Here is a 16,024-nt window from a genome sequence, read left to right on the forward strand (position 1 = left end):
ATTAGGTTGCTTTTATCAGATCCTGGAATTTGCACAATAGGCGCTAGTACTTCACGCTTCCTTTAACCCTTTATAATAACTTACCATGAGATTAATTTATTTACTGTTCTGCGCCCTGGTGGCGCAGACTACGCTTGTTGCGCAGACGCTAGACGTGTCCAATATCCCGGTCGTGGGTGATGTCTGGGCATCTTTTCTACTCCCTGGCGATTACGAACGCGCTGACTTTTCAGCGTTCGCAGCTACCGGTGCGGAGGCGACCTTCGACTTTCGTTTTTTGGGGTCGGAACGGGCATTTGCGGACGGCACGACGTACGACATGATTCCAGTCGATAGCTTCGTGACCAGCCGTATCCTGGCCCCGCCCGTCGCTGAAGATTTTGGGGAAGACGAGATCATTCCCGAGTTTCCGGAAGGCGCGGTAATTACGGATTTCAACCTTTTGGATCTGGCCTTCCGTAACCTGTCCGATGAAGACTTTGAGGTGGCCGTACTGGTGCCAACCAACGAAGGAATCATTTCGCCGGTCGGGGGCGAAGGCTTCGTAGAGGAAGGTGAATACTACGATATCATTGGCGACACGACATTTGTCGCCCTAACGCTGCCGTTCGGTCTCCAACTGAACGGTACGTTACGCCGAGAACGCTCGCGAACGTCGTTAAATGACGACGGTGAAACGGTTACGGAACAAATCATAGGCCGCTTTGAAGTAGTGAGCACGGGCACCCTCCGGACGAGCTTTGGCGACTACGAAAATGCCGTAGCCATGCGGGTGTTTTTATTTGACGAATTTGAATCCCCCGGCTTTTCTTTCAGCAGCGAAGGGAATTTCTTGAGTTATTACGTGCCCGGTAGCTACCTACCCATCGTTACACTTTCGCTCGACGAAGACGTAAACGAGGACGGAAGTTTACGCGATTCGATCGTACAGGTGATCGTTAACAAGCCCGTCAATCTAAGTACTGACGTAGCGGAGCTGGAGCGTGAACGGTTCCAGCTAGTGACTTACCCTAACCCCGCTACCGAACGTATCCAGGTAAAGTTCCAAAGCCAGGCGACCAACTTCACTCACCTTAACCTGCTGAGCATCGACGGTAAGCTCGTTGGGCGCCAAGTGTACGGAAATCTAGCCGCTGGCGAAGTAAACCTCAGTTTTACCATCCCCTCGGGCGTAATTAACGGTACGTACTTGCTTCAGGTCGAGCAGGCCGGTAAGACGACCGCGCGGCCGGTGGTGGTGAAGCGGTAAGCTTTGCGGTAATTAATTTTAGTACGGGAACCGGTGGTAGCGATTGATCGCTGCTACCGGTTCTCTACGTCAGGTAGTGATGGACGGCGGCGGGGGGCAGAGGAGGAGGCCGTTGACGACGATGTATATCAGTAGATATTAATAATGAGTGAGTGACTAAAATAATGCCACGCTAAACAAAATACTACCGGAAATAATAACAGCCCATTTACTGCGATCGCGTACCAATCTTCCTCTTGAAAATTGAAAGTAAGCAAAGCAACGGGGATACACAGCAAGTAACTCGCAGCCAACGTAATGGCGTAAGATATTGGGTAAGGCATAACCACTGTATTGGCAAAACCTAGTACCGAGCAAACAAGTAGCAGCAGCGGAACGATTATCTGCAGCAATTTTGGATGACTATTCGCAACCGTTTTAATGCCATGCAATTTATCTAGTTTAATGTCCCGTAGGTCGAAAAGTAAGGCAACCGCCAGCACGAAAGCAAACCGACAGATGTATTCACGAATGTTTATGGCCGAAGTATTTACTTCCGCAAACGTCCCACCACAAACACCAATAAAATGCCCCTGAACCATCCTGAGTGGCACGTCGTGCGTCATTATTGTCCAGGCGGCGGCTACCCACACGACTTTTAAATACGGAATATCCCGTAACCGGCGCCAACCCGGCAAGGGTGGAACGAGGTAAAAAGCGGTTAGCACGGCGGCAATTAATAAGGTCGGCCAGAGGCGGGGTAAGTATTCCAAGAGTAAATAAGCGGCCAGTGCAATGCTACTCAGCCCAATTGCTAAACTGAGATAAAAGTGTCGTTTGACCAACGCATATCGCTTAGTCTCCGGAATCACCGAAGCACGCCGGTAACTGATCATCCGATGCAGGGTATAGACACCAAGGGTAGAGAAAAAAAGCAGCCAAGGAATTTCATCAACTACACCACTTGGACGGATCATATCGACCGGCGAAGATAGCACTAGTGACATCCACCCCAAACCCGCCGCCCCCAGCGCAATCCAGATATGCCCATAAAACAACCACTCCTTGAGCACGCTAAAGATCTTCACGGCGCAAAGCTACGGTGCCCGTTAATAGGCTTACTTTTGGCGCGTTAAATCACGGTGCAAAGTTCTGTCTATGTCAACATTTTCTTTTCTTCTGGAAGGCTTCCGCCACATGAGAACCACCGGTACCCTGACCCGTTCCAGCCCCGCCCTCTGTAAGGCCGCCATTGACCGAATCGACTTCAAGAACGCCACCGTCGTGGTCGAACTCGGCGCGGGCGACGGCGTCATCACCAAGTACATTCTGGATAAAATGCCCGCGCACGGTAAGGTCATCGCCTTCGAAGTGAGCCCGGAATTGTGCGACGACATGCGCGCCTTCAACGACCCCCGGCTGATCGTTGCCCAGGACAGCGCCGAAAACATCCGCCACTACCTCGATCAAATCGGCGTCGACAAGGCGGACCACGTCATCTCCGCCATCCCCTTCGCCGCCCTGCCGGAAGCCCTCGGCAAAAGCATCGTTCGGGCGGCCAGGGACAACCTGCGGCCCGGCGGCTGTTACAACCAGGTCCACTATAGTTTAAAGACGAAAAACTACTACGAACAAGCTTTTGGTCGGGTGGAAACGCAGCGGGTGTGGGCCAATCTTCCACCGGCTTACGTGCTTTATTGTAATAAATAGGATATAGGCGGTAGGAAGGTTTAGGCGGTAGGCGGTAGGCGGGAGGTAAGCTACCATTCAGTATTTTGGGGATTATGCGCTACGGTTACTTTGTATCTGAAGAAAGAGCTATCATCACAATATTAACCGCCTACCAGCCTACCGCCTACCGCCTACCGCCTACCGCCTACCGCCTAATAACCTAATATGCGCCAAACCCTAAGAGCCCTACAAACCCTGCTCCTAACCACCCTCCTCTGCACCAGCGCCCGCGCCCAAATCGGCCTCCACCCGCCGGAAGTCGACTGGCAGCAAATCGTAACGGACGAAGGCAATGTCATCTACCCCAAAGGGTACGAGGTGCGTGCGCAACGGGTAGCCAACCTGATGCACGCCGTGTACGAAAACCACCGGCAAACGGTGGGCGATAAGCTGTACGAATTCGACCTGGTGCTGCAAACGCCCAACACGACGATCAATGGCTACGTGGGTCTGGCGCCCTTCCGGTCTGAGTTTTTTCTGACGCCGCCCCAGCAACCGAACCTACTCAGTAACACCGATTGGGTTGACCTGCTGACGATCCACGAATTCCGCCACGTTCAGCAATTCAGTAACGAGCGGCGGGGGCTGACAATGCTCTGGTCCGTCCTGTTCGGCCAACCCGGGTGGGCGCTGGGGGGGCTCGGTACGCCGAATTGGTACAGCGAGGGCGACGCCGTTGTGATGGAAACCGCCCTGACGCACGCCGGCCGCGCCCGCACGCCCGCCTTTTCCGCCGGTCTGCGCGCGCTGCTCGACGAAGACATTGTTTACAGTTACCGCCGCGCGCGCAACAACTCGCTCAAGCGGTTCATCCCCGACCACTACCGCTACGGCTACAACACGATCGCCTACGGGCGCGAGCAATTCGGGGCGGAAGCGTGGACGAAAGCGCTGCAAAAAAGCGGTGCCTGGTCCGGCCTGCTCTACGCCTTCAGCAACCGGCTCAAAAAAGAAACCGGGCTCGGCACCAAGAAAATGTACCGCGCCGCCACGGAAGATCTGCGGGCGCGTCAGGAACGGGACCTGGCCGAACGCGGGCCGTTCGTGGAGGGCCTGCCGGTGGAGAGTGCTCTGAAAGCAGTGACTAATTATACCTACCCGCAGGTGGACGATCGGGGCCGCCTGCTCGCGCTACGCTCCGGCTATCAGCACACGCCGCATTTGGTAGAAATCGACCGGAAAGCCGGGAAAGAACAAGAGATTATTCCCATCGGTATTCAGCGCGAATCCTACGTGCACGTGCGCGGCGGCTCGGTGACGTGGATGGAAAATCGCAACGACCCGCGTTACACGAACCAGGGTTACAGCGACGTCTTTGTTTATGATTTTGCAGAGGAAAAAAAGGTGCGCCTGTCCACCAACCAAAAGTATTTTTCGCCTTCTTTAAGTTTCGACGAAAGTAAAATCGTCGCCGTGGAGGAGAACGAACTGACCGGGGTTTTGCAGCTTGTTGTGCTGGAGGTTGCGGACCAGGAAGGTGTGATCGCTACTATTCCAATCGACGCAAATTCCGCCGCCCTCCCCAAATTTTCTCTAGACGGTCAGACCATCTACTACTACGAAAAAACCTTTGCGGGCACGGCCATCGTTGCCGTGGTTCCGACCCCGGCAGCCATCGGGGGCGCGGTCGCAGGTGCCAGGAAAGTGGTAAAGGAGCCGAGTTTCGAACCCCTCGGTAACCTTGATGTGAGTGCCGGCGGAAAAATCATTTACACCAGTGGGCGCGACGGCATCGACAATGTCTACAGCCTCGACCCCGCTACCGGCGCGGTCGATCAACTCACCAACGTGCGGATCGGGGCCGAGTACGCCTCCGTGACCGCTAACGACGAACTTTACTACACCGAGTCCACCTCCCGGGGGATGCACCTGCGCTATCTAGAAAAAGTGATGGCGCAGACTCCTAGGCCAGCCGGACCGAACGTCTACGAGCGCCCCGCCGCACTGGAGGAAGAGGTTTTTGACCTGACCGATAACGTCCCCGAACGAGCGTACGAAAGCCAGGACATTCACGATAATTTAAGCGGCATCCGCCTGCACACCTGGAGTTTTGCGGGTAGTGCTCTGGAGCCGGGTATCGGGCTGATTGCGAGCAACGCGCTGAACACGACCGTCCTCGCCGCGACGGGTACGTACAACTTCAACGAAGAGCGGCCACGGTTTGCCCTCTCTGCCGCCTACGGTGGTGCTTACCCAGTGCTCTCCGTGGGGCTCGGTTACGCGGAACGGAACTTCGTTACCTCCGACCTGACCGATGGCCTCGCCCTGGTTCTCAATAACCTCAGCCAGGTTGAACTTAACGTCAACGCCTCCGTGCCGTATAACTGGACGGCCGGGGAGTACTCCTTTGCCGTAATTCCCGCGGTGGGGCTCACCGGCTACGTCCTGAGCGATGAATCGCGCACTTCGCTGCCAAATAGCTTCGTGGGTGGCCAGACCACCATTGCCGCCCAGGTACTCAAGCGACGCGCCCGCCAGCAGGTGCACAGCCGGTTGGGTGCAACGGTGTCTACCGACTTCCGACGTACGCTGAGCGGTGACAACCTCGGCCAGGCGCTGCAGTTCTTCAGTCGCCTCTGGCTGCCGGGTATTGGCAGAACTCACGGCGTTCGCCTCGACTTTGCGTACCGGTCGGAGAGCTCCGAACGGCCCTACCAGTACGTTGATAACTTCCAGTACGCCCGTGGCTACGACGTTGACTTTGTCGATAATGCGTACCGTGTAAGTGCGAATTACGAGTTTCCGCTGCTGCATCCGGACATCGGCCTGCTCGGTATCTGGTACCTCCAGCGCATCCGGCTCAATGCCTTTATCGACCACGGCGCGTACAACCTGGTATTGTTCGAGCCACAGAATATGACCTCCGCCGGGGGAGAAATTTACTTCGACCAAGTATGGCTCAATGCCGGCTCGGGTAGTTTGGGCTTCCAGTGGGCGCACATTTTAGCGGATACGGACATTCAGGGTAACCGGAGTGGGGATACGGTATTTCAGTTCATTATCGGGCAGCGGTTTTAACCGAGCGGTGAGGATTAATTTATCTTTGGCCAAAATTTTAAACTATGTATGTTCAAAAGATTTTCACCGGGCTGCTGCTCGTCATCCTACCATCGATTAGCCTACTGGCGCAAGAAACCTCCGCGCAGTACTACACGGACGTTGCCGAGAAGACTTGTACGTGCATGACCGATAAGAATGCTGCGTCCATGTCCACGCAGCAACTCCAGACGCAGCTGGGGGTGTGTATGATCACTTACGTGAGCGGCGACATGGCGCGCTACGAGAAATTATTCGGCGCGATGGACTTCACCGACCAGCGTAAAATGGAGAGCTTCGGCCAGCAAGTGGGGATCCAGATGATGAATTTTTGCCCGGACATCATGATGACCGTTGCGGGAAACGCGCCGCCCTCAGGAGCTAGTGTGAGCAGCACGAAAAGCTTAGTGTCTAAGCTGGTCGCCACCGGTACGTTCGTAGGGGTGAACAAGGCCGCCCTGGCGGAAATAACCATTAAGCAGGACAACGGCCCCGCCCTGAAGCTAACCTGGTTGGAATACTGGCCCGGTTCAGAATCGATAGGCGAACTCGCCGGCAAGCAGGTGAAAGTCGGTTACGACCTCCGCGACCTGTACGACGCCGCCAGCGACGACTACGTCACGCGCAAGGTGATCACTAACCTAGAAGTACTCTGATAGCAAGTTCCGCCCAAAAAAAGAAAACCCCGACCACGTAACTACGCGGTCGGGGTTTTTTGCTTCTTACAATGGCTGTTTAGAGGCCCAGCAGCAGCAACGTCGGGTCTTCCAGCAACTCCTTGACCTTCACCAAAAAAGTAACCGAGCTGGAGCCGTCGATCACGCGGTGGTCGTAACTCAGCGCGAGGTACATCATGGGGCGGATCTCCACCTGGCCGTTAACGGCGACGGGCCGCTCGATAATGTTGTGCATGCCGAGGATGGCACTCTGCGGCCGGTTGATGATCGGCGTGGAGAGCATGGAACCGAAAACGCCACCGTTGGTGATCGTAAAGGTGCCACCGCTCATTTCGTCGATGCTGAGTTTGTTGTCGCGGGCCCGTACGGCGAGGTCCTTCAGCTTGGATTCGATCTCGGAAAAGTGCAGCGACTCGATGTTGTGAATCGGTGGGACGACCAGTCCGGCCGGCGTACTGACCGCAAAACTGATGTCGACAAAATCGTGGTACACGAGGCTCTTTTCGTCGTCACCGATGTGGGCATTAACGGCGGGAATTTCCATGAGCACCTGGGCGCAGGCCTTGGCAAAAATGGACATGAAGCCGAGCTTGACGCCGTACTTGTCCACGAATTTCTCCTGCACTTTTTTCCGTAGCGCCATGACTTCGCTGAGGTCCACCTCGTTGAACGTAGTCAGCATCGCCGTTTCGTTCTTCGCTTCCACGAGGCGGCTGGCGATGGTGCGGCGCATCCGGCTCATTTTCTCCGTCCGGGTTTCGCGGCTGAAGGATTGCTGACCGGCGGAAGGCGCGGCGGCCTTTCCGCTGGTGCCGGTCACTTTGGCTGCGGCGGCGGCTGGTTTTGCGGTAGCCGGGGCGGGAGCGCTGGCGGCTTTTTGCGCGTCATCCTTCGTGATGCGGCCATCGCGGCCGGTGCCGGTTACGCTGCTGCTTTCCACGTTAGCTTCGCGCAGGATTTTACCCGCGGCGGGGCTGGGGGTACCGGTGGCGTAGGTTTTCGTTGTGGCGGGGGAATCGGACTTGCCGGTGGCTTCCTGCGCCGGGGCGGGCGCTGCTTGTTCTTTGCTGGCTTCCGCGGGTGCGCTGCCGCCATCGCTTTCGCCGTTGGTGGCGCTGGTATCGATCTTGGCGACGAGGGCACCGATCTCCAAATCGTCCCCTTCGGCGGCGACGTAAGTAAGTTTTCCGGCGGCTTCGGCGGGAAATTCCAGGGTAGCCTTGTCGGATTCAAACTCACAGATAGGCTCGTCGAGCTCAACGTAATCGCCGTCGGCCTTGAGCCATTCGGAAAGGGTTACTTCGGTGACGGATTCCCCGATGACGGGTACTTTCATTTCGACGATGCTCATGCTGTGGGGGTCTTCTTTTGGGTGGATTCTCTGGGTCTTTAACGCTTTATGGCCCGCGAGGTTGGGTGACAAAGGTACGTTGCGCCGCCTGTTTTTAAACCCCCTTCGCGTGCGATTATAGGGGCGGCGGTAGTGGGGGGATCTTGCGCGGTCGCGGGTGCCGGGTGATTGCGAAATGAACGCGGATGATGAGCTCCACCGTGACGGTCCGCATCAATTGGTATACGAATACCCCAAATTACCGGACGTACGGAATTTAACAATTTGCCTTTTGTCTCGGCATTTGTTCTATATTTAACCACGTTGTTTCGTTTCGGCTACGTCGCAACCGGCCGTAGGTAGTTTTCGTCTATTTTAAATCACGCACTAAAATTCTGAGAGATGCCAGTACTTTACCCAGTTCGGCTGTTCGCCGTGATCGCTCTGTTTCTGCTAACGGCCGCTGCGCTTTCTGGCCAGCAATCCGCCACCGGCACCGTAGTGGGGGAGGACGGATTACCGTTGATCGGCGTCAGCATTCTCGTTGCTAATTCATCGAGCGGGACGATTACCGACGCCGACGGCCGGTATTCTCTGTCCACCGCCCCCGGTGCCGAACTTGTTTTTTCCTATACCGGATACACCACCCAAAGGCTTAGCGTTCCGCCGTCCGGGGCCCTCGACGTTACGCTTCAGTCGGGCGCGCTACTGGACGAAGTCGTCGTGACCGCCCTCGGCATTACCCGCGAGAAGAAAGCACTAGGTTACTCGGTTGATGAGCTGCAGGCCGATGAAATCACGCAGTTGCGGCAACCCAACATCGTGAACGCCATGCAGGGCCAGGCGGCGGGGGTGCAGGTGAGTAGTGCCGGCGGCGGGCCCGGGCAGGCGGCGCGCATCATCATCCGGGGCGTCAACTCAATCGACCCCAGCGCGGATAACCAGCCACTATTCGTCATCGACGGCATTCCCATTAGCAACGAAACCCTGACCGTCGGCGGTGGCGGTAGCCGTAATGTATCCAACCGCGTTGCCGACATTAATCCTAACGATATCGAGACGCTCACCATCCTCAAGGGTGGGGCGGCCACCGCGCTCTACGGCCTGCGTGCCTCCACCGGGGCGGTGGTCATTACCACGAAGCGCGGCAAAGCCGGTAAAGTCAGTATCGACTATTCCAGCTCGTACGGCTCGGAAACGGTGAATAAATTCCCTGACGTCCAGAAGACCTACACCCAGGGCTTCGGTGGCGCTTACGATGCGGACAGCTTCTGGCCCAGCTGGGGCCCGACCGTTGCCGAGGCTCGCAACCAGGACCCCAATCACCCCGCCGAACTTTTCAACAATTACGAAAACGCTTTCGGCCGTGGCGAACAGTGGCGGAACACCGTGAGTGTTTCTGGCGGTGACGAGAAGGCGCAATTTCGTACTTCCCTTTCTCACCTCACCCATGATGGCGTTCTCCCGTTTAGTACTTACGAGAACACCAGTTTTCTCATCAATGCCGATTACCGCGCGAGTGAAAAATTCAGCTTCGGCGGTGGCATGAATTACATCCGCAGCGGTGGAAACCGCGTGGACGCTGACCGCTTTAACACCCGTTTGACCTACTGGGCTCCCCAGTCGGACGTCAACGACTTCATTCAGCCCGACGGCAGTATGAACGGTTACCGCTTCAACGGCGCGGGCGGTAACAACCCGATTTACGGCGAGGCCACCAACAAATTTGTCGACGACGTGGATCGCTACATCGGTAACCTCAAATTTACTTACTCCCCAACGGACTACCTAACCTTTAATTACCTCCTGGGCCTGGACCAGTACACCGACTTTCGGAGAAATACCGGTCAGGGGCCCGTCTTCGTCGGTGCGCCCAATTTTGAAGACAACGGTCTGGGTTTCGTTGAGGAAACCAGCATTCGACGGCGCGACCTGACTTCTAACATTAATGGTATCCTCACTAAGGACGTCACGCCCGATTTTGGCGTACGTTTTCTGGCCGGGTTCGACGTATTTGACTCCAACTACAATCGAACGAGCGTGCGGGGTAGCGAACTGGATATTTTCGACCTGTATACCCTCGGTAACGCCAGCGTCTTTACCCGTAGCACTAACGTCACCGAACGGCGGCTGCTCGGTTTGTACGGCGACCTGAGCTTCGAATTCCGCAAAGCGGTTTACCTATCCATTACCGGGCGGAATGACTGGACGAGTACACTCCCCAAAGACAGCCGCTCGTTCTTTTATCCTTCCGTGAGTTTGGGCGTCGTCCTGTCCGACCTCACCGAGTTGCCCGAGGCGCTGAGTTTCGTGAAGTTCCGTGCATCGTACGCCGGCATCGGTAAAGACACCGAACCTTACCGGACTAACACGATATACGCGACCAACAACCCAATCAACGAAGGCACACTTTGGACCCGCGGGAACCAACAGGGATCACCAGACTTGACGCCAGAAAGGACGAATACCTTTGAAGTCGGTGTTGACTTGCGGTTTCTCGACAACCGAATCGGCGTTGATTTTACTTGGTACAATGCTACGAGTATCGACCAGATCCTCGCCGTCCCGGTAAGTAACGCGACGGGCTTTACCACTTTCGTACTCAACGCCGGTTCCCTCCGTAACCGGGGGGTGGAAATGCGGCTGACGGCAACGCCGGTCCGGACGGAGAAATTTAGCTGGGACGTAAGTGCCAACTTCACCCGCAACCGCAACGAGGTACTGGACATCTTCGAAGGCCTCGACGAAATCCCCATTAGTAGCTCTTTCGGCTACGCTGGCTCGTCTGCTAGTATTCGCCTCGTCCCCGGTCTGCCCTACGGAAATATCTACGGGACGAGTTACGCCCGGTTCAATCCTGACCTAAACCCCGACCCGGACGAAGATCCTAGTCTCTTTATCGACGAGAGTCAGCCACGCTTGATTGGCGACGACGGCTTCCCGGTGCGTGAAACCAACCAAAAAATTCTTGGCAACGCCCAGCCACAGTGGTTTGGCGCTTTCAATAGCACCATCCGGTACGAGCGTTTCTCTTTCTCCTTTATGCTCGACACGCGCCGGGGTGTCCAGAAGTACAACCAACAGGGTAATTTCTTTTCCGCCTTCGGCATCTCTCCGGAGACGCTGAACAGGAACGAAACGATTGTCTTTGAAGGCGTTACCGCCGATGGGCAACCTAACACCAAGGAGGTTTTCCTGGGCCAGGGAGTGGGCCCCGACGGGGAGGATTATGGGGTGGGGTACTACCGCAACGTCTTTCGGGGCGTCACCGAAAATTTCATCGAGGATGCGGACTGGATCCGTTTGCGCAACGTGAGTTTGAGTTACGATCTGCCCGCCTCCCTGTTCGCCAATAATTTCCTTACCGGCGCCAACGTCACGTTTACGGGCAACAACCTCTGGCTGAGCACACCCTTCAGCGGTTACGATCCGGAAGGTAACCAGGGAAATCAGAACGGTGACGATGGCTTCGGTGGGTTTACTTACCCCAACGTCCGCAGCTACTTCGTCACGCTCAACGTAAAACTTTAAAAAAAGCCCACACTAATGAATTACTCTATTGCTAAAGTCGTGGCACTCTTTACGCTACTGCTTTGTTCCGTCGCCTGTAGCGAAGATTACCTCAACGTTAACGACAATCCCAACTTTGCTACCCGGCCACCCCTCGACGGCTTACTGGCGAATGCCAGCACGCAAACCGGACTGAACCAGTTTCGCGTCGCTGACGGGCACGTGACCAATTTCGTTCAGTACATCGCCAGCCCCAACATCAGCAGCGATACGGACATCTACCTCGACGTCGCCAGTGGGGGCGCGTGGAGTAGCCTGTACGGAACCATGACCGATTTGTACGACTTGATCCGGTTCGGCCGCGAACAGGAGGCCGAAGGGCACGTTGGCATCGCGCAGGTCCTCATGGCGATTAACCTTGGTTTAGTGGTCGATAACTGGGGAGACGCTCCCTACTCCGACGCTTTTACCGGCACCACCATTCGGCCCACTTACGACAGCGCCGAAGAGCTCTACGCTACCATCTTTACGCTCCTTGACGAAGGCGAAGCGAACTTGCTTGCTTTCGACGGTACTCCGGGTATCCGTGTTGGTGCGGACTTTATTTACGGAACAACGAACGGTGACGAGGTCGAACCGTGGCTCAGGGCCATCGCCTCCCTCCGCGCGCGCTACCTGAACCACCTTAGTGAGACCGACGCTTACGATCCGGTAGCCGTTCTCGCGGCCGTGGATACTGGGTTTACGAGCAATACTGACAACGCTAGCTTAACCATATTTGAGGTGCGGAACCCCTGGGCGGGCGTGGCAATCGCCAATGCTGCCTTATTCCTGGGCGGCTGGCTTTCCGATCAGTTTGTCGACGCGCTCAACGGTGATACTTACGGTACTTTCGACCCCCGTTTACCGCTCATTACGGATACAACCTCTTTCGGTGATTACCGCGGGACGGTGAACGGTGCGGGCCGCACCGGCACCGGTACGGACGCCACGGAAACCTACCTAAGCGCCAGCCTCGGCCCCGCCGACGTAAATGCCCCGGTCATCATCATGAGTTACGCGGAGCTAAAATTTATTGAAGCCGAAGCAGCTTTTCGTACCAGCGATCAGGACAGAGCCGACGCAGCTTTCCGGTCTGGTATCCGCGCCAGCATGGACGAATACGGGGTGTCCGCGGCTGATCGGGACGCCTTCATCACTGCCGCCTACGGAGCCGAAGATGATGACGTGGACCTGGACGATATTTTCCGGGAGAAGTACACCGCGCTGTTCCTAAATCCGGAAACTTGGGTTGACGCCCGCCGCTACGACTACCAATACCAAGATTTTGACCTCGCGGAAAACGCAGCTCTGAGCACCTTTCCCGTCCGTTTGCAATATCCTAACTCGGAGCTAGATCGCAATCGAATCAACGCACCCACCGTCACCCTGCTGGATCCTATTTTCTGGGACGAGTAGCGGCCGGGGTCAGTTATTGGTCAGCAGTACCATCCCGTTGACTGTGAGTAAGCAAACGAGCACCGTTGCCGCTGGTCAGTGGTGCTCATTCTCATTATAGCTTGAAGTCAATCAGGTACTTCTCACTCCCGAACCTCCGGCAATAAATCCAGCACCGCCGGATCGTAAACAAAACTGTTGTCCGGTTTAAGTCCCTTGATGCCGTCGAAGTGGCGGTAGATATGATCAAAGTCCTCTCGAATGTTGCCAGTCAAGTAGTACGGCTTGGAAAACTCCACTTTACGCTCGCCGAAGTTGAAACGGCAAAAAACTAACGGGACGTCCGCCTTCAGGGCGATAAAATAAAAGCCCGTCTTGAAGTGCGTGACCTTGGAGCGCGTACCTTCTACGGCGATGCAGAGTTTAAAGTCGTTTTTCGTCTTGAAAATATCCGCCACCGCCTGCACAAAATTTGTGCGCTTCGAGCGGATTACCGGAACGCCACCCGCCCACCTCAGGATGGGGCCAAGGGGCCACTTGAATAGGCTATCCTTGGCCACGAAGTTGATGTACTGACCCATGATGGGCCGCGAGTAGATGCCGTACGGAAAATCACGGTTCGATGTATGGGGAGCGGTCGGGATAACGCACTGGTCCGGCCAGTCACCGTTATTGTGGTCGACAATCTCCACGTTGTTAAAGCGCAGCATAGTACGGGCGAGCCATTTGGGAATCATAGGTTGGGAGCGCTGCGCGCACTTTTAAGGTAGTTTGCCTCTCCAGGCGTAACGCATTTGGGTAGCCGCTAGGCGGAACGAGTAGTTAAATCGATGAGCTGAAATCTAGGTGGGAAAGATAGCAAGGTTCACGCAAGCTCAGGCATCGTGTCACAAAGGTTTCAAATACACCCGCTATCGGGTCCATCCAAAAGCGCAGCGTTTACTTGGTGGGTAGGGTACCTCGCGGCACCGCTCCCTAGTTATGCAGCAACTAAACACTTTCGAAATAACCCGTCGATAGATTCTTCTGGACGCCGTCCCAGGGGAAGTAGCGCCCGTTCATGGCGACGTAGACACCGGGCGGTAGGGTCTGGACGAACGCCAGGGCGCTGCCCAAATTAAAAAAGCCATCCGACGAGGAGCCAAAGGCATAGGGGATCATTGCCCCGGTAATCACGATCGTTTTGCCCTTGATGTCGGCCCCGGCTAAGAACTCCGCCGTGCGTTGCATGGTGTCCGTTCCGTGCGTGATGAGAATCTGCTTCGTTTCCACGCCCCGGCAGTTGTGGGCGATGTTTTCCCGGTCCATGTCCGTTAGGTCCAGACTGTCGACCATCATTAGGGTCCGCACGTTTACGTCGAGGGTGCACCGCCCCCGGTCGAGCATTTCGGGGAGGTTGGAATCGTGGAAATAGAGCTGGCCGGTGACGAAGTTGTACTCCTTGTCAAAGGTGCCGCCGGTTACGAAAATTTGGATCACAGAGGATGATTTTGCGCAAAAATGCGGAATTATTAAGGAGCGTACACGAAGGGTAATATTTTTTTGCCACAAAAGCACAGAAACACAAAACGGTAGGGAGGGCTTCAAAATACTCCGTCAGTCCTTATTCTGAAATACGCTATTTTCAACACTATGCGAAAGAACTTGACTGACTGCTTCTATACTTAGAACGATCTATAAGTTGTGCAGTCACGCATTTCCGTCCTAAACCCGAACAACACTACCTTACGAGCTATGCTTCACCTACCCGGCTTGTACATCAGAAATACCAACGGCCACGGCCGTGGCGTCTTCACTACGGAAGCTATTCCTGATGGCGGCATCATCGAATTAGCCCCAATCATCCTCCTCTCGGGCGAAGACCGGACAAAGATCCACGCTACCCACCTACACGACTATTACTACCAATGGGACGGCGACCGTGCCGCGATTGCCCTCGGTTACGGTTCTCTTTATAACCACTCCGAACGTGCCAACGCCGAGTTCGAGCTTGATTACGAACAGCAGATAATTCGGTTTGCCGCCCTCCGCGATATCCGGGGAGGCGAAGAGATCACTACTGATTATCGGGTAGGTGACGCGGAGATGCAACTCTGGTTTAGTCCGTCCTAAAGCCCCATTCAAGATTTTCAAAGAACTAGACGGGATTGAGCAAAGGCATTAAAAATATTGTAAAGATTTAAGCTAGTTGACGATATTATCATAAAGATTTAATCTTTAGAATGAAAATACTTGCACATAAAGGCTAAATGATTGCATCTTTGCTATTGAAAGGACGAAGCAACGGCAAGTCTTGAAGTATAACAGTAGCAGCACACACACAGTAAGAAAAAGTAGTAGTACTGCAATGCATTAGCAGAAGCACTACCATACGATCATACTAAGGCGAAGCCGCTACTACCATACTAAATTGTAGAGTGATGAAATTGGCAGCCATGCCCGCTTGTCTCGCGGGTGGGGAATCAGGAACAAACCACGGTCACGGCTCTAGCGGAGTCTAGCTCTTCCGGAGCGATGAACGTTGGCTAACCACCCCTTGCAGGTTCGACTCCTGCCTCTACAGCGAAGAATGTGGACTACAGTCTTTGGTCTATAGTCGTGAAGACTAAAGACCACAGACTGAAGACTAAAGACCACAAACCAAACCCTGTAGGGTGATGAAATTGGCAGCCATGCCCGCTTGTCTCGCGGGTGAGGGTTAGGGGACAAATCAGCTATCTAATAACTGGCTAACTCCCTCTTGAAGGTTCGACTCCTTCTCCTACAGCACTGAAAGCCGGACGCGATTGCGCGTTCGGCTTTTTTTTGTCACCCTCGCCATCGATTGTCGGCGGTAGGGGTATAGTTCAGGTTGCGCGGGCGCGGGTGCAAGGTTTTTGTCAGGAAGCAACCCCACGCTGAACCAGATTGCCGGAGGCTCCATAGTATTCGTACCTCCATTGGGCGCGGCCGCGGGTGCCGTGCTGGGTGGAGGGGGAGTTGACCATAGCAGTATCACCACCGCAAAGAGTAAAGGTGATAACAGGAATGAGAAACGCCGTGTACGGTAGGGTATACTTCACACCCTACCGTACA

Annotated in this window: 11 protein-coding genes; 7 read left to right on the forward strand and 4 right to left on the reverse strand. The window is 55.2% G+C overall.

What is annotated here, in order from left to right:
- Positions 1-85: 85 nt before the first annotated feature.
- The gene (locus GGR27_RS07455) at positions 86-1,249 is read left to right on the forward strand and encodes a T9SS type A sorting domain-containing protein (protein WP_168036788.1); all 1,164 of its coding nucleotides are present in this window, start codon (positions 86-88) and stop codon (positions 1,247-1,249) included.
- A 128-nt stretch (positions 1,250-1,377) separates the two neighbouring features.
- Here GGR27_RS07455 and GGR27_RS07460 read toward each other — a convergent pair whose 3' ends face one another.
- Positions 1,378-2,316, reverse strand: coding sequence for a UbiA prenyltransferase family protein (locus GGR27_RS07460; protein WP_168036789.1), 939 nt, complete (start codon positions 2,314-2,316; stop codon positions 1,378-1,380).
- A 70-nt stretch (positions 2,317-2,386) separates the two neighbouring features.
- Here GGR27_RS07460 and GGR27_RS07465 point away from each other — a divergent pair, with 70 nt between their 5' ends.
- From GGR27_RS07465 to GGR27_RS07475, 3 genes are all read left to right on the forward strand, one after another.
- Positions 2,387-2,938 carry a class I SAM-dependent methyltransferase gene (locus GGR27_RS07465; protein WP_168036790.1) on the forward strand — a complete coding sequence of 184 codons (552 nt, stop codon included), beginning with the start codon at positions 2,387-2,389 and terminating at the stop codon, positions 2,936-2,938.
- Positions 2,939-3,124: 186 nt separating this feature from the next.
- Positions 3,125-5,977, forward strand: a complete 2,853-nt coding sequence (locus GGR27_RS07470; RefSeq protein WP_168036791.1) for a TolB family protein — start codon at positions 3,125-3,127, stop codon at positions 5,975-5,977.
- 44 nt (positions 5,978-6,021) lie between these two features.
- Positions 6,022-6,651, forward strand: a complete 630-nt coding sequence (locus GGR27_RS07475) for a hypothetical protein (RefSeq protein ID WP_168036792.1) — start codon at positions 6,022-6,024, stop codon at positions 6,649-6,651.
- Between the two features lie 79 nt (positions 6,652-6,730).
- Here the strand turns inward: GGR27_RS07475 and odhB are convergent, their stop codons facing one another.
- On the reverse strand, positions 6,731-8,023 hold the full coding sequence (gene odhB, locus GGR27_RS07480; protein WP_209037899.1) for a 2-oxoglutarate dehydrogenase complex dihydrolipoyllysine-residue succinyltransferase: 1,293 nt from the start codon (positions 8,021-8,023) through the stop codon (positions 6,731-6,733).
- Between the two features lie 381 nt (positions 8,024-8,404).
- On the opposite strand from odhB, the gene GGR27_RS07485 reads away from it, so the two are divergent.
- Positions 8,405-11,533: a SusC/RagA family TonB-linked outer membrane protein gene (locus GGR27_RS07485; protein ID WP_168036793.1), complete on the forward strand. Its 3,129-nt coding sequence runs from the start codon at positions 8,405-8,407 to the stop codon at positions 11,531-11,533.
- Positions 11,534-11,548: 15 nt separating this feature from the next.
- Positions 11,549-12,970 carry a SusD/RagB family nutrient-binding outer membrane lipoprotein gene (locus tag GGR27_RS07490; protein ID WP_168036794.1) on the forward strand — a complete coding sequence of 474 codons (1,422 nt, stop codon included), beginning with the start codon at positions 11,549-11,551 and terminating at the stop codon, positions 12,968-12,970.
- A gap of 122 nt (positions 12,971-13,092) precedes the next feature.
- Here GGR27_RS07490 and GGR27_RS07495 read toward each other — a convergent pair whose 3' ends face one another.
- Both GGR27_RS07495 and GGR27_RS07500 read right to left on the reverse strand, forming a co-directional pair.
- Positions 13,093-13,686, reverse strand: a complete 594-nt coding sequence (locus GGR27_RS07495) for a 1-acyl-sn-glycerol-3-phosphate acyltransferase (protein WP_168036795.1) — start codon at positions 13,684-13,686, stop codon at positions 13,093-13,095.
- A 253-nt stretch (positions 13,687-13,939) separates the two neighbouring features.
- Positions 13,940-14,428, reverse strand: a complete 489-nt coding sequence (locus GGR27_RS07500) for an asparaginase domain-containing protein (RefSeq protein ID WP_168036796.1) — start codon at positions 14,426-14,428, stop codon at positions 13,940-13,942.
- A 255-nt stretch (positions 14,429-14,683) separates the two neighbouring features.
- On the opposite strand from GGR27_RS07500, the gene GGR27_RS07505 reads away from it, so the two are divergent.
- Complete coding sequence (locus GGR27_RS07505; RefSeq protein WP_168036797.1) at positions 14,684-15,061, forward strand: SET domain-containing protein-lysine N-methyltransferase; 378 nt, start codon at positions 14,684-14,686, stop codon at positions 15,059-15,061.
- Positions 15,062-16,024 lie beyond the last annotated feature (963 nt).

The organism is Neolewinella antarctica (assembly GCF_011927835.1).
In the GTDB taxonomy this organism is placed as follows: Bacteria; Bacteroidota; Bacteroidia; order Chitinophagales; family Saprospiraceae; genus Neolewinella; species Neolewinella antarctica.

Excerpts from the sequence above, each read along its gene's own strand:
- GGR27_RS07495 (WP_168036795.1), bottom strand. The coding sequence starts at position 13,686 with ATGATTCCCAAATGGCTCGCCCGTACTATGCTGCGCTTTAACAACGTG.
- GGR27_RS07485 (WP_168036793.1), top strand. The coding sequence starts at position 8,405 with ATGCCAGTACTTTACCCAGTTCGGCTGTTCGCCGTGATCGCTCTGTTT.
- GGR27_RS07465 (WP_168036790.1), top strand. The coding sequence starts at position 2,387 with ATGTCAACATTTTCTTTTCTTCTGGAAGGCTTCCGCCACATGAGAACC.
- odhB (WP_209037899.1), bottom strand. The coding sequence starts at position 8,023 with ATGAGCATCGTCGAAATGAAAGTACCCGTCATCGGGGAATCCGTCACC.
- GGR27_RS07455 (WP_168036788.1), top strand. The coding sequence starts at position 86 with ATGAGATTAATTTATTTACTGTTCTGCGCCCTGGTGGCGCAGACTACG.
- GGR27_RS07490 (WP_168036794.1), top strand. The coding sequence starts at position 11,549 with ATGAATTACTCTATTGCTAAAGTCGTGGCACTCTTTACGCTACTGCTT.
- GGR27_RS07505 (WP_168036797.1), top strand. The coding sequence starts at position 14,684 with ATGCTTCACCTACCCGGCTTGTACATCAGAAATACCAACGGCCACGGC.
- GGR27_RS07470 (WP_168036791.1), top strand. The coding sequence starts at position 3,125 with ATGCGCCAAACCCTAAGAGCCCTACAAACCCTGCTCCTAACCACCCTC.
- GGR27_RS07475 (WP_168036792.1), top strand. The coding sequence starts at position 6,022 with ATGTATGTTCAAAAGATTTTCACCGGGCTGCTGCTCGTCATCCTACCA.